The sequence below is a fragment of the Kribbella shirazensis genome (assembly GCF_011761605.1).
Lineage (GTDB): Bacteria > Actinomycetota > Actinomycetes > Propionibacteriales > Kribbellaceae > Kribbella > Kribbella shirazensis.
In genome coordinates this window covers 591,875-612,132 of sequence record NZ_JAASRO010000001.1, presented here as the reverse complement: position 1 = coordinate 612,132, position 20,258 = coordinate 591,875, and the positions used below count along the sequence as shown (strand labels likewise).

General features: G+C 69.6%; 13 protein-coding genes. 11 read left to right on the top strand and 2 right to left on the bottom strand.

Annotated features, from left to right (window positions below):
- Positions 1-11 precede the first annotated feature (11 nt).
- From BJY22_RS02900 to BJY22_RS02870, 7 genes are all read left to right on the top strand, one after another.
- Positions 12-1,238 (top strand): DUF4142 domain-containing protein, encoded by a 1,227-nt coding sequence (locus BJY22_RS02900; protein WP_167203622.1) that lies wholly within the window; start codon positions 12-14, stop codon positions 1,236-1,238.
- Positions 1,239-1,528: 290 nt separating this feature from the next.
- Entirely contained in the window at positions 1,529-2,521 is a 993-nt protein-coding gene (locus tag BJY22_RS02895) for an ABC transporter ATP-binding protein (protein ID WP_167203621.1), read from the top strand.
- A gap of 1 nt (position 2,522) precedes the next feature.
- A complete protein-coding gene (locus tag BJY22_RS02890) occupies positions 2,523-3,287 on the top strand; it encodes a hypothetical protein (protein WP_167203620.1) in 765 nt (254 codons plus the stop codon).
- A gap of 187 nt (positions 3,288-3,474) precedes the next feature.
- Complete coding sequence (locus tag BJY22_RS02885) at positions 3,475-4,269, top strand: DUF2785 domain-containing protein (RefSeq protein ID WP_167203619.1); 795 nt, start codon at positions 3,475-3,477, stop codon at positions 4,267-4,269.
- Positions 4,270-4,576: 307 nt separating this feature from the next.
- Positions 4,577-5,881, top strand: a complete 1,305-nt coding sequence (locus tag BJY22_RS02880; RefSeq protein ID WP_167203618.1) for a cytochrome P450 — start codon at positions 4,577-4,579, stop codon at positions 5,879-5,881.
- 189 nt (positions 5,882-6,070) lie between these two features.
- Positions 6,071-7,672: a GGDEF domain-containing protein gene (locus BJY22_RS02875; RefSeq protein WP_238350276.1), complete on the top strand. Its 1,602-nt coding sequence runs from the start codon at positions 6,071-6,073 to the stop codon at positions 7,670-7,672.
- Between the two features lie 34 nt (positions 7,673-7,706).
- Complete coding sequence (locus BJY22_RS02870) at positions 7,707-9,254, top strand: GGDEF domain-containing protein (RefSeq protein ID WP_337758087.1); 1,548 nt, start codon at positions 7,707-7,709, stop codon at positions 9,252-9,254.
- On the opposite strand, the gene BJY22_RS02865 is transcribed toward BJY22_RS02870, so the two are convergent.
- Positions 9,248-10,690: a DUF7059 domain-containing protein gene (locus tag BJY22_RS02865; RefSeq protein WP_167203616.1), complete on the bottom strand. Its 1,443-nt coding sequence runs from the start codon at positions 10,688-10,690 to the stop codon at positions 9,248-9,250. The genes BJY22_RS02870 and BJY22_RS02865 overlap by 7 nt on opposite strands.
- A gap of 76 nt (positions 10,691-10,766) precedes the next feature.
- Between BJY22_RS02865 and BJY22_RS02860 the strand changes: the two genes are divergently transcribed.
- A complete protein-coding gene (locus tag BJY22_RS02860; RefSeq protein WP_167203615.1) occupies positions 10,767-11,462 on the top strand; it encodes an Imm52 family immunity protein in 696 nt (231 codons plus the stop codon).
- A gap of 45 nt (positions 11,463-11,507) precedes the next feature.
- Here the strand turns inward: BJY22_RS02860 and BJY22_RS02855 are convergent, their stop codons facing one another.
- Positions 11,508-15,143: an NPCBM/NEW2 domain-containing protein gene (locus tag BJY22_RS02855; RefSeq protein WP_167203614.1), complete on the bottom strand. Its 3,636-nt coding sequence runs from the start codon at positions 15,141-15,143 to the stop codon at positions 11,508-11,510.
- A 157-nt stretch (positions 15,144-15,300) separates the two neighbouring features.
- Here BJY22_RS02855 and BJY22_RS02850 point away from each other — a divergent pair, with 157 nt between their 5' ends.
- From BJY22_RS02850 to BJY22_RS02840, 3 genes are all read left to right on the top strand, one after another.
- A complete protein-coding gene (locus BJY22_RS02850; protein ID WP_167203613.1) occupies positions 15,301-16,776 on the top strand; it encodes an alpha/beta hydrolase in 1,476 nt (491 codons plus the stop codon).
- A gap of 244 nt (positions 16,777-17,020) precedes the next feature.
- Positions 17,021-19,762: a type I DNA topoisomerase gene (topA, locus tag BJY22_RS02845; RefSeq protein WP_337758084.1), complete on the top strand. Its 2,742-nt coding sequence runs from the start codon at positions 17,021-17,023 to the stop codon at positions 19,760-19,762.
- A gap of 7 nt (positions 19,763-19,769) precedes the next feature.
- Complete coding sequence (locus BJY22_RS02840) at positions 19,770-20,201, top strand: Fur family transcriptional regulator (protein ID WP_167203612.1); 432 nt, start codon at positions 19,770-19,772, stop codon at positions 20,199-20,201.
- Positions 20,202-20,258 lie beyond the last annotated feature (57 nt).

Here is a 20,258-nt window from a genome sequence, read left to right as displayed (position 1 = left end):
GGGAGGTGGCGGTGTCTCCACGAGAGCCCCGGCGGGCGCCCGCTGCCCGGATCGCGACGTTCCTGCTGCTCGTCGTGGCGGCCGTCCTGGGCGCGATGCAGCCGGCGTACGCCGCGCCGCGTCAACCCGACGCCGACTACCTCAATGCCGCGCACCAGCTCAACCTGACGACCATCGGGGCCGCCCAGGCGGCGAAGACCCAGGGGCGGACCGCCTGCGTGCGCCGCGCCGCCGCCCGGATCGAGCGTGACCATCGCAAGCTCGCCGCGCAGGAGCTCGAGGTCGCCCGGCGCTTCGGCATCAAGCTCGCGACGGAGCCGTCGACGGCGCAGCGCCAGCAGCTGAACGCCGTCGCCTCCAAGGCCGGGACCTCCGGGTACGACCCCGCCTGGCTCGCCCTGCAACGGCAGCTGCACCAGCAGTACCTGACGCTGATCGACGGTCCGCTGCCGAAGGCGGCCTCGCCGGCTGTCGAGTCGGTCGCCAACGCGGCCCGGCCAGTGGTCCAGATGGATCTGCGGATGGTAGCTGGTCCGTGCCGGGCCGAGACCGGCACCCCGACGGTGCCCACAGGTGACGGTGGGCAGGTCGCGGCGGCAGAGCAGGCCCGTACGCGCGCGGCCTTGGTGCTGTTCGGAATCGGCGTACTGCTTCTTCTCGTGGGCAAGAAAGTCCCGGTACGGCGTCGTTTGCTCGGAGTCGCCGCGGTGGCTCTCGCGCTCGCCATGGTCTTCGGAAAGCCGCCTGGCAACACCGGTGAGGTTCCGCAGGCGGGTGCGATCGCGGACTCCGAAGCCGCCGTTCCGCCGGTGAAGCTGGCAATGCCCGGCTTCCTGGAGGCGACCGTGACACCGGTCGCGACGGCCCGCGACGGCGAGCTCCAGGTGCCGAGGTCGACGGCCGACGTCGGCTGGTGGGCGGCGGGCGCGGCGCCGGGCTCGGCCGGTGGCACCGTACTGCTCGCCGGCCACGTGGACACCGCTCGCGGGCGTGGGGTGTTCGCGGCGCTGTCGCAGGTCCCGGTCGGTGCGCGGGTTGCGGTGACCGACGGGGACGGCGACGACCACTGGTATCGCATCGTGGCGCGCCGGACGTACCAGCAGGACGCCCTGCCCGCAGACCTGTTCCGCGGTGCGGCGAAGCCCCGTCTGGCGCTGGTGACCTGCACCGGTTCGTACGATCGCTTGAAACAGCGCTACAGCCAGAACCTGGTGCTGTACGGCGTACCGCTGGACTGACATCGGCTGTTTTCGCGATAAAAGCCGGGCGGGATGTCCGGAAGTAGCGCCGTACGTCGACTTTCGGCTGATGTGCCCGGCCGTGAGGTAGGGGATCGTCGGGGGCGTGGTCAGGGAATCAACCGATAGCAGGCGGCTCCGGACGGGCGGCAGAATCAACCCACGGGTGGACACACCGGATCCGCCCGGGGTCCGATGCCTGGCGCCGTGTCGGCCACGATACTGATCTCATCACGACACATCCGCCCGACTGGGGAACGTCTTCACGCCACCTAACGAGGAGTACGGCGATGATCGAGGCAAAGGGCCTCACCAAGCGATACGGCGCGACAGTTGCCGTTGACAACCTGTCTTTCGAGGTGAAACCGGGCAAGGTGACCGGCTTCCTCGGCCCGAACGGGGCCGGCAAGTCCACCACCATGCGGATGATCCTCGGACTCGACACCCCGACGTCCGGCGAGGTCACCATCGACGGCCAGCGCTACCGGGACCTGCACCGGCCGCTGACCAAGGTCGGCGCGCTGCTGGACGCCAAGTGGGTGCACCCGAACCGCTCGGCCCGGTCGCACCTGGCCTGGATGGCCGCGTCCAACAAGTTGCCGAAGTCATCGGTCGACAAGGCGCTGGAGATGGTCGGCCTGACCTCGGTCGCCAACAAGCGGGCCGGGGCCTTCTCGCTGGGCATGTCGCAGCGGCTCGGGATCGCCGGCGCACTGCTCGGCGACCCGGAGGTGCTGCTGTTCGACGAGCCGGTGAACGGTCTCGACCCGGAGGGCATCGTCTGGATCCGGACCTTCATGCACCGGCTGGCGAGCGAGGGCCGGACCGTGCTGGTCTCCAGCCACCTGCTGTCCGAGATGGCGCTCACCGCCGAGGAACTGGTCGTCATCGGCCGCGGCAAGCTGATCGCGCAGAGCAGCACCCAGGAGTTCGTCGACCGCGCCAGCGGTACGACGGTGAAGGTGCGGACGCCGCAGCTCGACCAGCTGGCCGGCGTGCTGAACGCGCAGCAGCTGACGACCCGGATCGAGGACGTCGAGAATCAGGGCAAGGTGCTGTTCGTCGAGGGCGACCTCACCACCGACCAGATCGGCGAGGCGGCGGCCGCGCACGGCATCGTGCTGCACGAGCTGACGCTGCAGCGCGGTTCGCTGGAGCAGGCGTTCATGCAGATGACCGGTGACTCGGTCGAGTACCACGCGCACGAGGAGATCGCTGCCGTGACCCAGCTCGACGCGCCTGACGCCGTCGAGGTGGCCGCGGGTCCGAAGGAGGACAACTGACATGTCGGTGATCACAGTCGAGCGGATCAAGCTCTTCTCCACCCGCTCACCGTGGTGGTGCATGATCATCGCGGCCGTGCTGACGGTCGGGTTCGCGGCGCTGACGACCGCCTTCCTGAAGGGTGCCGACGAGCAGCGGGCGACGATCTTCATCACCCAGCCGGGTGCGCAGCTCAGCCAGATGGTGATGATGGTGATGGCCGCGCTGGCCGTCACCACGGAGTACCGGTTCAGCACCATCCGGACCAGCTTCCAGGCCGTGCCGCAGCGGGCCGCGCTGCTGCTCGGCAAGACCGCGGTCGTCGCGTTCCTGGCCGGCGTCGTCGGCCTGATCGCTTCGTTCGGTGCCTGGGGCATCGGCAGCCTGTTCGCGAGCAACGCCGACCTGGCGATCGACAGCGGCGCCGAGTGGCGGCTGCTGGCCGGGCAGGGCCTGATCTTCGCGATCTCCGCTGTGTTCGCGGTGGCGGTCGGCATCCTGATCCGGCAGAGCGCCGGGGCGATCGCGATCCTGATCCTCTGGCCGCTCCTGGTCGAGAACCTGGTTCTCCTGATCCCGAAGGCCGGTGACGACCTGAACAAGTGGGCTCCGTTCGTGAACGGCAACTCGTTCCTGAACCAGGGCCAGGACGCCGGTCTGGCCGGCGCCGAAGCGGCAGGTACCAACTTCGCCTTCGGGCCGTGGGGGGCGCTGCTGTACTTCGCCGGCTGGGCGGCCGTGTTGATGACGATCGCTCTGGTGTCGGCGAGCAAGCGGGACGCCTGACGGCGTTCCTCGCTGGACCACCCCGGTCGGAGTTGAGGGGCCCTGACCGGGGCAGGGGCCCGGCCGGGCTGAGGGGTCCTGGCCGCGACGGCCCGTGGTACATCCGGTCTCCGGATGAACCACGGGCCGTTTCTCCTACCGGTCACGGGGTAGCGGGTGCTCCGCCGGGCCGTCTACGGTGCCGCGCATGACGGATTGGGCGCAGGTGCGCGACGCCGGGTTCGCGGTCCCTGAAGGGCGGCCGGTGCGGGAGCTGGTGGCCGAGCTGGTGGGGATGCTGCGGTCGCCGGATCCCGTCGTACGGGATCGGCAGGCGTACTCGACGCTGGCGACCTGGATCGCGCGGGGCGTGCTGCCGCCGGACGAGCTGCGGGCGCTCGGTGACGAGCTGGTTCCGCGGTTCGGCGACCCGGAGATCCAGGCGCGGACGTTCGTCCCGTTGATGCTCGACGCGATCGTGACCGCCGGCGTCTTCGAGCCGGCCTGGGTGCCGCCGTTCGAGCGGTGGTACGTCGCCGAGGAAGACCTCCGCGGGTACGACGAGAAGCTCGGCTGGCTGCACGCGGTGGCGCACGGTGCGGACCTGCTCCGCGCGCTCGGGCTGCACCCGGCGGTGGAGCCGGTGCAGATGCTCCGGCTCGGGATCGGGCGGTTGCTGACGCCGACGCCGTGGGTGCTGCGGGACATGGAGGACGACCGGCTCGGGTACGCGCTCGCGGCGACGCTGACCCGCGACGACCTGACCGAAACCGACGCCGTCGTGTGGCTCGACCCGGCGCTCCGCGCGCTGGCCGATCCGCCGGCCGAAGGGATCACGCCGGAGGTCACCAACACCGTCCGGACGTTGCGGGCGCTGTACGTGCTGGCGGACCACGGTCTGCGGGTCGGGCCGGCGAAGGGCCTCACCGCCATCCCGCACCGCGAGCAGCTCAAGGCACGGCTCGCGGACGTGTTCCGGATCGTCACGCCATACTGGCTCTGAAGTCGCGGCTCGTTGGGGGGCAACGACCGGGTGGGGTAGGGGGTATCCGACTTTCGTCTTGACTTTCCCTGATTCCTCCCCGAGGAACGGCACGTCGCGTTCCAGGGCGGAGTACAGGTGGTTTCAGGTGGCAGCAGGGGCGCGGTCCGTGGCAGGGTCTCTGCAGGCAGACCATGGCCCCCTCCCATGGTGGTGCCAACGCCACTACCGGAGTAGTGCCAACACCATCAGATCTGGTCCCCGGCGACGTTAGCTTTTGAGAGACGAGAGCCGTCGGGGCGCAGTCGAGAGAGGGCGCGGAGAAGTCATGGTTGCGACATACCTGAAGCGTTGGGTCGGCAGCCGGATCCTCAACAGGACCACCCGCAAGGGTGGTCTCGATCTGTCGAAGATGCGGATGTTCCCGAGCTCGGTCTCGATGCCGTTGCGCCGCGACGGCGTGGACCCGGTGCCGGACCTGGGCGCGGTGCGGGAGACCGAGCCGGTGCACAAGCTGGCGCATCTGTTCGGGCTGAACATCTGGGTCGTGAGCGGGCATGCCGAGGCCAAGTACGTGCTGTCCAACGAGGAGGACTACAGCCACGACATCCGGCCGCTGGTGGGCTCCGACCCGAACAAGCCGTCGGAGGGGATCGGCGGTCTCGGGTTCACCGATCCGCCGGACCACACGCGGCTGCGCAAGCTGCTGACGCCCGAGTTCACCAAGCGGAAGCTCGCGCGGCTCGAGCCGGCGATCGAGAAGATCGTCAACGACCAGCTGGACCTGATGGAGGCGAAGGGGCCGGTCGCGGACATCGTGGCGGACTTCGCGTTCAACGTGCCGTTCCTGCTGATCGCGGACCTGCTCGGGGTCGAGGAGCAGGACCGCGACCGTTTCCGGGCGCTCGGGCCGGCGCGGTTCGACATGTCCGGTGGGGGGATCGGGCTGTTCGGGTCGGCCAGCGAGTCGCGTGAGTTCCTGTTCGAGATCGTCCGCAAGCAGCGCGCGAATCCCGGCGAGGGGCTGATCGGGTCGATCATCCGCACCCAGGGCGACGCGATCGACGACGTCGAGCTCGGTGGGCTCGCCGACGGCGTGTTCCTGGGCGGGTACGAGACGTCCGCCAGCATGCTCGCGCTCGGGACGCTGGTGCTGCTGCGCGACCCGGAGAACTTCGAGCGGATCCGGAACGAGCCCGATGCCGTCGACGGCATCGTGGAGGAGCTCCTGCGGTACCTGACCGTCGTACAGGTCGCGTTCCCGCGGTTCGCGCGGCACGACCACGACCTGTTCGGGCAGCAGGTGAAGAAGGGCGATCTGGTCGCGGTGTCGCTGTCCGGCGCGGATCGCGACAAGGCGGTCTTCGGCGCGGACGCCGAGGACTTCTATCCCCGCCGTACCGTCTCCGCGGCCCACCTCGCCTTCGGCCACGGGATGCACCGCTGCGTCGGCGCCGAACTCGCCCGGATGGAACTCCGCGCCGCGTTCACCGCCCTCGCCAACCGCTTCCCGGACCTGGCCCTCGCCGTCCCCGAGGAACAGCTCCGCTTCCGCGACTTCTCCCTCGTGTACGGCGTCGACACCCTCCCAGTCCGCCTGAACGCCCTTCCCGCCGAACAAGCCGCCGGCTGATCCTCGCCGGAGCAGCTGACCCCCGGCGGCAAGGCCAACGATCCGAAAACCGGTACGCCGAGTGTGATCAGGGTGGCACTAGGTGGTCGTTGGCTGGTTCGGGTCGTGACAGGACGCGGGCTGGGTGGTCACAATGGGCGGTCCGGCCCGAGGTGCGGGTGAGGATCAGGGGAAGGGCCGTCGGCGGGTATGGGTACTGGGGCGATGGCGGCGGACGACGCGCTGACTGCCCGGATCGCCGCCGCGATGACCGCGGCCCAGTCCGGCGGGCATGCGGGTGCGGCCGCCGAGATCGAGGCGATCCGGACCGAGCTCGGCGGCGTGCCCAGCTACACGGCGGCGGCCGTGGAGTACGTCCGGGGTGTGACCGCGCACCACGCCAGTGACGCCGACGAGGCACTGCGGGCGGTCGACGCCTGTCTCGAGATCGCCCGCGCCATCGACGAGCCGGGCTGGGAAGCGAACGCCCTGCCGATCCGCATCATCAACCTCGCCCGCAGCGGCCGCGGCGGCGACACCGTCAACGACCTCGTCGCCGCCGAGTCGGCACTGAGCCGGACCAAGGACCCGGGGCTGATCGCCTGGGCGCACACCGGCCTCGGCTACGCGTACGACGTCCTGCGGCTTTTCGAACTGTGCATTCCCCATTACGAGATCGCCACGCGGCTGGACGCCGACGCGTTCGAGCTGACCGAGTCGCCGGCGATCGACCGGCTGAACCTCGCCGAGACGTACCTGCGCTGGGCCCACGAGCTCGAGCGTCTCGGAGACCCCTTGTATACACAGGAGATCGAGGACCGCCTGGCGTCGGCGGCGTACTGGGCCCGTGAGGCCGACCGGGTCGTGGTCGACGACGAGAGCCAGGAGTTCTGGAAGCTCACCGCCCGGCTGTGGACCGCCGCCGCGGCCACCGCCGAGGATCCGGCCAAGGCTGTCGCCGAGCTGACCGAGATCCGCGACCAGATCAGCAAGGTCGGCGAGACCGAGCGGCTCGCGATCGCCGGCGCCTACCTGGCCAGGGCCCTGCGGACGCAGGGCAAGTCCGACGAGGCCAAGGCTGCCGCGGACCGCGCCGCGGACGATCTGATTCCGTTGGCCGACCCATCGACCCATATGTTGGTGCTGCAGACCCGTTCGGAGATCGACGCACTCGACGGTACGCCGGGATCCGTGGCCGGACTGGCCTACGCGCGTGCGGTCGCCCGAGGCTGGTGGAAGGAGCGGCAGCGCGCGCTGAACGCCGTACGGCATGCGCTGACCGTGCACGACCTGCCGGCCCGGCATGACGCCGAGTGGCACGCGGCGCGGCAGGATCCGCTGACCGGCGTGGGGAACCGGCGCGCGCTGGACGAGCGGCTGACCGCCGCGCGGGACTCCGGCCGCGCGGTGACGCTGCTCGCGATCGACGTCGACGATCTGAAGCTCGTCAACGACACCTTCGGGCACGCCTGCGGCGACGAATTGCTGCAGGTTGCTGCAAATCTGCTGGTAGAACAGGCGCGGGCCACCGATGCCGTGATTCGATCGGGTGGCGACGAGTTCTTCGTGGTGCTCGACCAGCCCGACGCCAACGGCGGTGCCCAGCTGGCCGAGCGGATCCGGGTCGCCGTCGAGGCGATCGCGGTGACGACGGACAAGCCGTGGCTGCGTCGGCTCGGACTGAGCCTCGGGTACGCCGCGACGGCCGAAGGACTCGGAGTGGAGCAACTGGTCCCGCAAGCGGACCGCCGCCTGTACCAGGACAAGCGTCGTAAGAGGACATCCGGAAACCCCGATGCCCTCTCGAGATGAGGACGGGGGAGGTGTGGTGCGGGAGAGGTCGGGTGTGACGGCTCGGATCGCGGAGGCGATGACGCGGGCCCAGTCGGGCAGTGCGGCCGAGGCGATGCGCGAGGTCAACCAGGTGCTCGCCGAGCTGGACCCGGAGCCCAGCCGCGAGCGGGCCGCCGCGGAGTACGTGCGGGCCGTGGCGGCGCATCACGCGACAGACTCGGTCGAGGCGCTGGACGCCGTCGACGGCTGCATCCGGGCCGCTCGCGCGATCGACGAGCCGGGCTGGGAGGCGAACGCGATCGCGCTCCGGATCGTCACGCTGATCCGCACCGGCGAGGGCGGTGACTCGGTCGCGGACCTGGTCGCGGCGGAGAACGCGCTCTCGCGCACGCGGGATCTCGACCTGGCCGGCTGGGCGCACACCGGGCTCGGCTACGCCTACGACCTGCTCCGCCTGTACGAGCTGTGCATCCCGCACTTCGAGCTCGCCGCCGAGGGCGATCACGACCCGCTCGGCCTGCCCGAGTCGCCGGCGATCACCCGGCTCAACCTGGCCGAGTCGAACCTGCGCTGGGCGCACGACCTCGAGCGGCTCGGCGACCCGTCGTACGACGCGGAGATCAAGGAACGCCGACGGGCCGCGCACCGCTGGGCAGGCGAGGCGGTCGAGGTGATCGTCGCGGCCGATCTGCTCGGGTACTGGCCGATGGCCGGGCGGTTGTGGCTCGCGGCGAGCAACGACGACGCGGACGCGGCCGAGGCGGCGGTGATCCTCAAGGACTGCCGCGACCAGCTGGCGAAGCTGGGCGATCTCGAGCTGGCCGCGATCGCAGGTACGTACCTGGCCAAGGCCTACCTGACTGTCGGTCGCAGCGGCGACGCGCTGGAGGCCGCCCACCGCGCGGCCGGCGATCTGCCGCTGACGTCGGACCCGCCGGTGGAGGCGCTGGTCCGGCACACGCAGGTCCAGGTCCTCGCAGCGACCGGTGACGTCGGCGCGGTGACCGGGCTGCAGTACTCGGAGGCGATCAGCCGGGCCTGGTGGGCGGAGCGGCTGCGCGGTCTGTACGCCGTACGGACCGCCCTCGCGAACCACGAGCTCTCGATCCGGCACGACGCCGAATGGCGGGCCGCCCGCGAGGACCCGCTGACCGGCGTGGGCAACCGGCGGGCGCTGGACGAGCGGATGTCGGTCGCGCGCGACGCGGGCCGTTCGATCGCGGTCGTCGCGATCGACGTGGACAACCTGAAGGTGATCAACGACAGCTACGGGCACGCGAGCGGCGACGAGGTACTGCGGCGCGTCGGGTTGTTGCTGACCGAGCAGTGCCGGGCGGAGGACGTCGTGGCCCGGGCGGGTGGGGACGAGTTCGTCGTCGTACTGGACAACCCGGACGAGCGCGGTGCGCCGGAGCTGGTCGAGCGGATCAAGCTGGCGGCGGACCGGGAGGCGGAGCGGGCCGAGGAGCCGTGGTTCGCGATGCTGCGGCTGAGCGTCGGGCAGGCGAGCAGCACGGACGGTACGCCGGTCGCCGAGTTGCTGACCGAGGCGGATCGGCGGATGTACGCCGAGAAGCGCCGCCGGCGTACGGCTCAGTAGTCCAGGAAGCCTTCTACGACAAGGTTTCTGACCTGCGGCAGGTACTCGGTCAGCACGTCGACGACCGGGCGGTCCATCAGGTCGGCGAGCGCAGCGAGGATCTGGCCGGTGCTCAGATCGCCGTCGCAGGCGCCGACGAAGCCGGCCAGAACGGTGTCGACCTGCTCGGCCCGGCGCATCCCGCGTTGGCGGCGGAGCACGATGGTCGCGGGGTCCTCCGCGCCGGGTTGGCCGGTCGTCTCCTGGATGACATCCTCGGCCAGTCTGAGATGCAGGCCGGTGAGGTCGGTCGGCAGGCCCTCCTTGCGCTCGAACCGGTGCAGGACGTGCGGGCCGATCGGGCGCTCGATCTCGTACGGCCAGGGCTCGGCGTCGAGCGTTCCCTCGACGTTGTGCAGGGTGATCCAGCCCATGCCGATCGCTTCGACGCTGTGATCGTCGAGGTAGCGCATCCACTCGTCGTACCTGCTGGTGTACTGCGCTGTGCCGTGGAGGCCGGCGTCGCGCAGCCAGAGTTCGACGTACTCCGAGGTGTCGAGCTGCTCGCGCTGCACGGCCCAGGCGGACCGGTCCGCGGTCCAGCCGGCGATCCGCTCCTGCCAGTCCTCGCCGCGAACACAGGTCCAGTTGGCGAGCAGCTGGCACCAGCCGCCGTCGGTCAGGTGGTCCGGCGCCTGGCGGACGAGCTGCTCGACCACGGCGTCACCGGTGAACCCGGTCTCGCGGTAGGTGAGGTCTCCGCCCGGCGGGGAGATCACGTACGGCGGGTTGCTGACGATCAGATCGAACCGCTCGCCCCGAACGGGTTCGTAGAGGCTCCCGTCCCGAAGGTCGAGCTCGACACCGTTGAGCGCAGCCGTCCACCGAGCCAGCTGCAGCGCACGCGGATTGACGTCGGTAGCCGTCAGCTGATCGGCCCGGCCCGACAGATGCAGCGACTGGATGCCGCACCCCGTCCCGATGTCGAGCGCCCGCTCAACCTTGATCGGCACCGTGAGCTGCACCAGGCTCAAGCTGGCCGGAGCAATCCCCAACACATAATCCGGCCGCATCACCTCCCGCCGCCCGTCCAGCCCCGGCGTCAGATCCGCAACCACCCACCACTCCCGCCCGTCCTCCGCAAACGGCCGGATGTCGAGCACAGCACGCACCTCGTCCGCCCCGGCCGTGACGATGCCCAGAGCAACAAGATCCACGCCCGGGAAAACGTTTCGTACAACGGTTTCCGGCACAGGCCGCTGCAGCAGGAACAGCCGGATCATCGTGTCGAGCGCATCCCCGGACGCCGTACGACGGAACGCCGGAGCCGTCTCGTTCCGTGCCAGGGCAGCATTCGCCTGCACACCGAGCCGCTCCGCGACCCCGTCCACGGTGTACCCCGCATCGGCGAACGCCGCACGCAGCCCTGCCACCGCACTCCCCGTCAGTTCTTGCATGGGCGCATTCTCCCATTGGCGCGTTCCGGGGGACCTCGCCGATGGCAGACTTGGGCGGGAGGACGAGGGAGTGAGTGTGGACGACCAGCTGATAGCGCGGGGATTCTGGGGGCCGAGGCAGGAGTCGGCGGATCGGGTCGCGGACAAACTGGTGGCGTTCCTGGCAGCGCTGGATGAGGTGGTCGGGGAGTCGCTTCCGTGGTCGTCTCACCATCTGCCGGGGAAGTTGCTTGCTGAGCCGGTGAACGCTCTGCAGGTGATCTCTGACGCTTTCCGCGAGAACACCGACGCCCCGCAGCTCGGGATCAATCAGGTGTACGAAGCGCATGGTGCACGAGTCGGCAAGGTCAGGATCTCGATGACTGTCGGGGGACATTCCGATTCCCCGAGATTGCACAATACGTTCCTGGTGAAGTGGCGGGACGCCGAGGAGGACGCGCTCGCGGACCCGATCTTGCGCCAGTTGGTCTCGGTGTGGGATCCCGACTGGGCCGCCGTGACGTCGAGGTCGCTCATGGAGGCCATGGCCCAGGTCCAGCCTCGGGGGACGCCGGGTCCGAAGGTCGGGTACCTGACCTACCTCTCCGAGGGGCGGGCGCAGGTCTTGCCGGACGGCTTGGAGAAACACGTGCTGCGGCTCGAGAACGGTGGTGTCGTCATCGGCTCGGAGGGGGGCGGCTTCTTGTCCGAGGACAAGGTCGGCGAGTTCGCCAGGGATCTGAAGTCCAGCGCGGCCTTCGGGGCGACCCCGACTTCGCGCAGCAAGTTCTGAACGAAGCAGGGCGCGCTCCCGTGCGGAGCGCGCCCTGCTGTTCGGTTACGGCTTGCAGGTGAGTTTGGCCTCGGCCCAGTCGGCGTGGTCGCTGGTTACACCGTCGCCTCCGTCAGTCACCTGGAGGGTGAGGGTTTGGGCTCCGGTGACGTCGACAGTGGTCGTGGCGGTAGGTGACGTGCCGGTCAGTTGGTCCGACGTGTACTTCGCGGTGCCGTCGGTGAGGACCTTGAAGGTGACCTTGCCGCGGTCGTCCACCTCGTCGTCGATGCCGAGCTTGCTGGTGAACGTCGTGCAGTTGCCGCCCAGCCGCACCGAGACCGACGACGGTGCGTGCGCGCCGAGTCCCTTCGTGTACTGGACACCGTCGAGCGTGATCGGGCCGCCGTCGCCGGCCGCGTCCTCGCCGTTGCTGCGGTCGCGTTCGACCGGGCCCCAGCCGTTGGTGGAGTCCAGGAACTCCAGGTCGCTGACCCATTTCTCCCCGGTGGGTGCCGGAGGCAACGGCTTGTCGGCGACCGTGGCGGCGAAGAACCCGAGCCCGCCGCCGGGCAGCTTGATCGCCTTCACCGTCTTCCCGGGATCCAGCGGTACGGCGGTGTAGAACACCCGGTAGTCGGTCGTCGTGTTGCTCAACCCGGCGGCCGTGTACCGCCCCTTGACCGACACCGCGAGCTTGGCGCCGCCCGTGGTCGGGTCCTGACAGCACCAGTTCGGCAACTGGAACGTGCCCTGTGACGTCGACCCGTCCGTGTAGATGATCGTCACCGTCCCGCGTGCGTTCAGGCTCGCGCCCGCACCGAGCAGCGCGAGATGCGACCCGGTCCCCGACACCAGGATCGGTGCCGGCTGGTTCTTCACGAGGTTCGGCGTACCGGGCGCCCCGGTCGGCCAGGTGAAGTCCGCACCCTGCACCGACACCGTCGCACCAGGCGTGTATCCGGCCGCCGCGAGCCCCTCACCGTAGAAGCTGTTGCCGGATCCGTCGAAGTTCCCTTGCTTGTACGTCGACGCGTCGCTGATCCCGACCACGTTCGCGGCCTGTGACAACGAGGCGTACGGCAACTGTGCCGTCCCCGCCGCCGTGCTGGCATACCGATTGCCCTGGGCAACGTAGCTCGCCGTGAGCGTGAGCGTGAACGACGCAGGCTTCACGTCGGCGCCAGGGGTCACCTGCAGCTTCGTGGTGACGGTCCGACCCGGTTCGACCGAGGCGAAGGTGCTCGGACCCGCCACGCTCCACCCTGCGGGCACAGCGACGTTCAGCCGGACATCGCGCACCGTGGTACCGGTGCCGTTGCGGAACGACGCGGTCACCTCGGTCGCCTGCCCCGGAGCGTTCCACAGCGCCGGCGTGCTGAGTTCGGCAGCCCCGAGCGTGTTCGTGACGTCCGGCCCGCCGACCGCCGACGTTCCGGAGAGCAGGACGACCGCGCTGCGAGACGTCGAGATCGACGCCGTCTGAACCCGAACCACACCATCCTCATAGGTCCACTGCACCGGCCGACCGTCGACCGTGACCGCGTGCGGCGCGCTGCCCGTGTGGACGGTGAGCTCGTACGGACGCGAGGCGGGCTTTCCGGCGTACGAGCCGCTCAGCGGGCCGATGTTGACGGTGACGTCGCCGCGGCCCTGGGTCGGAGCGTCGACCGCGAACGTCTGCGTGGCGGACTCCTTCGCCCGTGTCACCCGATCGTCCTCGTACAGCGAGAACGACGACTTGCCCGACGGATACACGTCGACGGTCAACCGGTCGCCGAAGCCCTGCTCCGCGGCGGTGTTGATGCCCGCCTTCCACATCGGCACCACGGCACCCGCCTTCACGAACAGCGGCAGCGTGTCGAGCGGTGCGTGGTACCCGTTCACGGTCGTCGGGCCCTGGTACACCCGGCCGGTCCAGTAGTCGATCCACCGGCCGGCGGGCAGGTAGATCCCGTTCTTCACCTCGTCCGCGCCGTACATCGGCGCGACCAGGAACTCCTTGCCGGCCAGGAACTCGTACTTCGTGGTGTCGTCCCACGTCTTCGGGTCGTCCGGGTACTCCAGCACGAGCGACCGGTTCAGCGGTGCGCCGGTGCGGTGCGCCTCGGCGGCGTACGTGTAGAAGTACGGCAGCAGCCGCTCGCGGAGCTTGAGGTACTTCCGGTTGATCGAGGTGTACGGGTCGCCGTACGCCCAGGGCTGCTTGTACGCCGGCGTGGACCAGCCCGACATGGTCATGAAGGCGGGGTTGAACACCTTCCACTGCATGTCGCGGACGTACGACGTCGGCGATCCGCCGAAGATGCCGTCCACATCGCCCGCGCTGTAGGCGATGCCGGAGTTGCCGGACCCGGTGATCGCGGGGATCTGCCACCTGATCGCGTCGAGCGAACCGCTGTGGTCACCCGTCCACTGCACCGCACACCGCTGCGCGCCGGCCCAGCCCTCGACCATCCACGCCAGCCCGCGGGCGTTGCTGTACTGCTCGATCCCGTCGTGCGCCGTGTCGCAGGCGGTCAGCGCGTGCCGGTACCCCGGGCCGACCCAGGCCACGTCCAGCTTCCGCACCCGTACGCCGGCCTCACCGACCTCGGCGGGCTGCCGATCCAGCGAGGACTGCGTCCACAGGCCCATCTGGATGTTCCGGGCACGCAGCTCGTCGCCGGCCTCCTTCAGAGCGGGGATGTCCCGCTTGCCCCACCAGGTGCCGTCGACCTGCTCCGATTCGGTGTTGGCGGAGTACCCGCAGCCGTAGTCGTCGTTGACGAGCATCCAGCCGCCCGGCATGTCCTCGTCCTTGAAACGCTGTGCGACCTTGACCGCGTCCAGCGTCGTGACCTTGTCCGGATGGACCTTCCAGTCGTTGCTGGGATCCGGGTCGGTCGCGTAGTGGCCGCGGTTGTAGCAGTCCGAGTCGCCGTACTCGAGTCCGTAGATCGGCGGCATGAACGGCCGGCCGGTGAGCTCTGTGTAGTGGTCCAGCGAGGTCTTGAGGTCGCCGACGAAGTAGTACGCGTCGAACCGCTTCTCGTCGTGCGTGGTACCCACGGGGCTCGTGAAGCTGTAGCTGCCCGGGGTGAACGTGTTGCGAAGTACGCCGTACCCCGCAGTGCTCATGTAGTACGGCGAGGCGTTCGGGTTGCCGCCGTCCTCCCAGTTGAAGTCGCGGGTGACCTTGATCGTCTGGTCGCGGTGCGAGAAGCGGCCGTTCTGCATGCCACCGCCGAAGAACTGCTCGTTCGCGCCGCGGCCGAGTGTCTGGGTGGTGGAGGTGTCGGTCCACGAGAGCGGGGCGGCCTCGGACCAGACCAGCTGTCCGTTCGAGCGGTGGAGCGAGAACTTCAGCGGCTGCTTCTGCGCGCGGACCTCGATCTTGCCCGTCGAGAGCGAGTAGTACGAGCCGCGGTCCTTCCAGGTCGTCCGCGGCGTCCCGTAGTCGGTCTTGGTGACGATGGTCGAGCCCTCGCCGGTACTGGCCGGATCGGTGAAGGTGCCGTCGGGCGCCATCCAGAGGCGGAACACGTCGTCCTTCAGGAACACGACGCGGACCTTCGCCTCCCCGGCGCTGAGGGTGTACGTCGACCCGTCGGCGGAGAACGCGGTGACGTCACCGAGCGTGGTGCCGGCGGCCTGCGCCGGAGCGGCGGAGTACACGAGTGCACCGGCGAATAAGGCCAGGGCGACTACTGAACGTTTCATGCGGACAAAGATGCTCACGAGTGCCTCACTTCACGCATCAATGAACAATGATGTGCACAGTGAAACTCACGCGGGACCGGTTGTCATCAGGTCAGCTTCACGAAGTTGAGACAGTGTCGCTATCACGGAGTGAAACTCCGCGATGACGATGAGTCGCATGGCGAACTCGCGTCCCAGCAGTCCCATCAGCCCCACCAGTCACCTCACCAGTCACCTCCCCAGTCACCTCCCCAGTCACCTCCCCAGTCACCTCACCAGGCGGCACGCCCTGGTGGCCGGCCTGACGGCCGGTCTGGCGATCGGGGCCGCAGCCCTGCCGGGTCAGGCGAAGGCATCGCCGTTCGACCCGTCTGCCGGCACTGGCCGGGACGGGCTCGGCTTCGGGCAGGGCCGGACCGGAGCCGCTCCCGGGGAACTCGGTGGGGGTCCGGACGGGTTCGGTGTGACGGGGGAGCCGGACTTTCATCCGGTGCGGTTCCGGCTGCCGGAGCCGACGGGACGGAAGGCGCTCGGGACGACGGCGCTCCACCTGATCGACCGCTCGCGGCCCGATCCGAGCATGCCGAGCGGGCAGCGCGAGCTGATGATCAGCCTCTGGTACCCGGCGTCCCTGTCCGGTACCGCGCCCTTCGCGAAGTACATGCCCGCGCGGACCGCGACCGAGGTGGACGCCGCCTGGACGGGTGAGGACGGCCTGGCGTTGCCGAGCGGATCGTTCGACTTCGGCAACACCGTGACGCACTCGCGGGTCGGCGTACCGATGCAGCGGCTGCAGCATCCCGTCGTACTGTTCTCACCCGGATACCAGTACAGCCGGTTCGTGAACACGGCGCAGGTGGAGGACCTCGCGAGCCGCGGGTACGTCGTGGTGACGATGGACCACCCGCACGAGACCCCGGTGGAGTACCCGCGCGGGCGGTTTCTGCCCGGCGCGCCGCTCGCGGAGCCGCCCGGGCCGGACGGCATGCGCAAGGCCGTCGAGACCCGGACCGCGGACGCGCGGTTCGTCCTGGACCAGCTGGAGCGGCTCGCCCGCGGCGAGAATGTCGATGCCGAGGGCAAGGACCTCCCGGACGGGCTCGCGGGCGGGCTGGACCTGCGCAAGGTCGGCATGTTCGGGTTCGCGCTCGGCGGGTACGCGACCGCCAACGCGATGCTCGAGGACCGCCGGATCCTGGCCGGCGCCGACCTGGACGGCACCCTCCAGGACGACCGGGCGGACGGACCGCTCGGCGAGGTCGCGGAGCGGGGGCTGGGCCGGCCGTTCCTGCTGTTCGGGTCTGACGAGACACAGCGGACCGATCCGGCCAAGGAGTACTACGACAAGTCGTGGGCCGCGTTCTGGCAGGCGCAGCGCGGCGCGAAGCTCAACCTGGCGCTCGCGCACACCAAGCAGAAGGCGTTCACCGACTACCAGTTCGTCTTCTCCCAGCTGTTCCACGACATCTACGGCGACGACCCGATCGTCACCTCGGTCGTGACGGCCCTCGTCGGCAGCGCGAAACCGGCGCGCAGCGTGCTGGCCCAGCGCGAGTATCTCGCCGCGTTCTTCGACCTGACGCTGCGCCGCCGGCCCTCCGTACTGCTCCGCGGAGAGTCCGCGAAATTCCCGGAAGTGCGTTTCGCCCGCTGAGACGGCGTACTCTCTAAGCGGTCGCCCGGGGCACCCTGTGGCGGAGTGGCGACGCGCCGTGACAATGGGGCGTTTGCCACTTTCTGGAACCCTGAGAGGCATACAGGGGGCTTCACCGGTTACCGTGCGTTGAAGAAATGCGTTGCCGTCGGCCGTACCCTGTCCTCGGGCAGGGTCGGTGTGTGCTCGGGGGAACAGACGTCGATACAGAGACGTTGTCGGCAGGACGAGAGTAAGGAGCGCAGTGGCAGGGGCAGCAGGGACGAAGACAGCGGCAGGGACCCGTCTGGTGATCGTCGAGTCGCCGAAGAAAGCGCGGATGATCGCCGGCTTCCTCGGGTCCGGGTACGTGGTGGAGTCCAGCTTCGGCCACATCCGCGACCTCCCGAGCGGGGCGGACGAGATCCCGGCGAAGTACAAGGGCCTGCCATGGGCCCGGCTCGGCGTCAACGTCGAGGACCACTTCGACCCGCTGTACGTCGTGCCCGCCGACAAGAAGGCGCAGATCCGCAAGCTCAAGGACCTGCTCAAGGGCGCCGACGAGCTCTTCCTCGCGACCGATGAGGACCGCGAGGGCGAGGCGATCGCCTGGCACCTGCTCGAGGAGCTGAAGCCGAAGGTCCCGGTCCGCCGGATGGTGTTCCACGAGATCACCCCGAAGGCGATCCAGGACGCGGTCGGCAACGCCCGGGACATCGACGAGGCCCTGGTGGACGCCCAGGAGGCGCGCCGGATCCTCGACCGGCTGTACGGGTACGAGGTCTCCCCGGTGCTGTGGAAGAAGGTCATGCCGAAGCTGTCGGCGGGCCGGGTGCAGTCGGTCGCGATCCGGATGGTGGTCGACCGCGAGCGCGAGCGGATCGCGTTCCGCAGCGCGTCGTACTGGGATCTCGACGCCACGCTGGACGCCGGTGAGAGCCGGACGCCGCGGCAGTTCCCCTCCCGCCTGGTCTCGGTGGACAGCAAGCGGGTGGCGCAGGGCCGCGACTTCAGTTCGACCGGTGAGCTCAAGGGCGCCAACACGGTCCACCTGAACGAGGAGACCGCGACCGCGCTGGCCGCCGCGCTGCGCGACTCGCAGTTCACCGTCCGGTCGATCGAGTCCAAGCCGTACACCCGCAAGCCGTACGCGCCGTTCCGGACCACCACGCTGCAGCAGGAGGCCGGCCGCAAGCTCGGCATGTCCGCCTCGCAGACCATGCAGGTCGCCCAGCGGCTGTACGAGAACGGCAACATCACCTATATGCGTACCGACAGCGTCACGCTGTCGGACACCGCGATCACTGCGGCCCGGGCGCAGGTCCGGGAGCTGTACGGCGCGTCGTACCTGCCGGACAAGCCGCGCGTCTACACCTCCAAGGTGAAGAACGCCCAGGAGGCGCACGAGGCGATCCGGCCGGCCGGTGAGGTCTTCCAGACGCCGGCGCAGACCGGTCTGAGCGGTGCCGAGTTCCGGCTGTACGAGCTGATCTGGATGCGGACGATCGCGTCCCAGATGAAGGACGCCGAGGGCCGCAGCGTCTCGATCAAGATCGACGCGACCGCGTCCACCGGCGAGCAGTGCGAGTTCACCTCGTCGGGCCGGGTGATCACGTTCCACGGGTTCCTCAAGGCGTACGTCGAGGGCGCGGACGACCCGTCCGCGGGCACCGACGACCAGGAGACCCGGCTGCCGAACGTCGAGGAGGGCGACGTCCTGCCCGCGATCGAGGTGCTCGCCTCGGGGCACGAGACGAAGCCGCCGGCGCGGTACACGGAAGCGACGCTGATCCGGGAGCTGGAAGAGCGGGAGATCGGGCGCCCGTCGACGTACGCGTCGATCATCGGCACGATCCAGGCCCGCAAGTACATCTACAAGAAGGGCCAGGCGCTGGTTCCGGCTTGGCTGGCGTTCGCCGTGGTCCGGCTGCTCGAGGAGCACTTCACCCGGCTGGTGGACTACGCGTTCACCGCGACGATGGAGGACGTGCTCGACGAGGTCGCGGCCGGTGACCTGCAGCGCGAGGGCGTGCTGTCCCGGTTCTACTTCGGCGACGACGACCTCGAGGGCCTGAAGTCGATGGTGACCGACCTGGGCGACATCGACGCCCGGGAGATGTCGACGTTCCCGGTCGGCGGGGACGACAGCGGCATCGTCGTGCGCGTCGGGCGCTACGGGCCGTACGTCGAGGACAAGGACGAGCGGCGCGCGAACGTGCCGGAGGACCTGCCGCCGGACGAGCTGACCGTCGACAAGGCGCAGGAGTTGCTGGCCCAGCCGTCGGGTGTCGAGCACGAGCTGGGGACGGCGCCGGACACCGGGCTGCGCGTGGTCGCGAAGGCGGGGCGGTTCGGGCCGTACGTGACCGAAGTACTGCCGGAGGACGCGCCGAAGAGCGCGAAGCCGCGGACCGGGTCGCTGCTGAAGTCGATGACGCTGGAGTCGATCGGGCTCGACGACGCGATGAAGCTGCTGTCGCTGCCGCGCGTGGTCGGGAAGGACCCGGAGTCCGGTGACGAGATCACCGCGCAGAACGGGCGCTACGGGCCGTACCTGAAGAAGGGCACGGACTCGCGGTCGCTGTCGTCCGAGGAGCAGATGTTCGACATCACGCTCGAGGAGGCGCTGGCGATCTACGCCGAGCCGAAGCAGCGGGGCCGGCGGGCCGCCGCGCCGCCGTTGAAGGAGCTGGGCGAGGACCCGGAGTCCAAGAAGCCGGTGGTGGTGAAGGAGGGCCGCTTCGGTCCGTACGTCACCGACGGCGAGACGAACGCGACGCTCCGCAAGGACGACTCGGTGGAGACGATCTCGCTGCTCCGCGCGGCCGAGCTGCTGGCGGAGAAGCGCGCCCGCGGTCCGGTGAAGCGGACGGCGAAGAAGACCGCCGCCAAGAAGACCGCTGCGAAGAAGACGGCGACCAAGAAGACCGCCGCCAAGAAGACCACGGCCAAGAAGACCACAGCCAAGAAGACGACCGCGAAGAAGACGGCGGCCAAGAAGTCCTGAGGATCCCATGACGAGTGCGGTCGAGGTCAGCGCGCAGCGGTTGCGGGAGCGGGGTGAGCGGGTGACCCCGGCCCGCCTCGCGGTCGTGGAGGTGCTGGCGAGCACGGAGGAGCACCTGAGCGCGGAGCAGATCGGCGAGCGCGCCGAGCAGCTCCGCCCGGGCATCCATCGCGCGACCGTCTACCGCGCCCTCGACGCGCTGGGCGAGTTCGGCCTCGTCACGCATGTGCATCTGGGCCGGGCGGGTACGACGTACCACCTGGCCGGGGACCTGGCGCCACGGCACCTGCACCTGCGCTGCTCCGAGTGCGGCACCGTGTACGACGCCCCCGGCGACATCCTCGAATCCGCCCGCAAGAAGGTCGCCCGCGACCTCGGCTTCCACCTGGCCCCCGAGCAGGTGGCCCTCGTCGGCGTCTGCGCCGGCTGCTCCCGCTGACTTCACCCAGTCCGACGATTCCCTGTTGCCCTGCGGCGGGGACCAACTCTTGACAGC

Excerpts from the sequence above, each read along its gene's own strand:
- BJY22_RS02895 (WP_167203621.1), top strand. The coding sequence starts at position 1,529 with ATGATCGAGGCAAAGGGCCTCACCAAGCGATACGGCGCGACAGTTGCC.
- BJY22_RS02890 (WP_167203620.1), top strand. The coding sequence starts at position 2,523 with ATGTCGGTGATCACAGTCGAGCGGATCAAGCTCTTCTCCACCCGCTCA.
- BJY22_RS02885 (WP_167203619.1), top strand. The coding sequence starts at position 3,475 with ATGACGGATTGGGCGCAGGTGCGCGACGCCGGGTTCGCGGTCCCTGAA.
- BJY22_RS02880 (WP_167203618.1), top strand. The coding sequence starts at position 4,577 with ATGGTTGCGACATACCTGAAGCGTTGGGTCGGCAGCCGGATCCTCAAC.
- BJY22_RS02875 (WP_238350276.1), top strand. The coding sequence starts at position 6,071 with ATGGGTACTGGGGCGATGGCGGCGGACGACGCGCTGACTGCCCGGATC.
- BJY22_RS02865 (WP_167203616.1), bottom strand. The coding sequence starts at position 10,690 with ATGCAAGAACTGACGGGGAGTGCGGTGGCAGGGCTGCGTGCGGCGTTC.
- BJY22_RS02855 (WP_167203614.1), bottom strand. The coding sequence starts at position 15,143 with ATGAAACGTTCAGTAGTCGCCCTGGCCTTATTCGCCGGTGCACTCGTG.
- BJY22_RS02850 (WP_167203613.1), top strand. The coding sequence starts at position 15,301 with ATGGCGAACTCGCGTCCCAGCAGTCCCATCAGCCCCACCAGTCACCTC.
- BJY22_RS02840 (WP_167203612.1), top strand. The coding sequence starts at position 19,770 with ATGACGAGTGCGGTCGAGGTCAGCGCGCAGCGGTTGCGGGAGCGGGGT.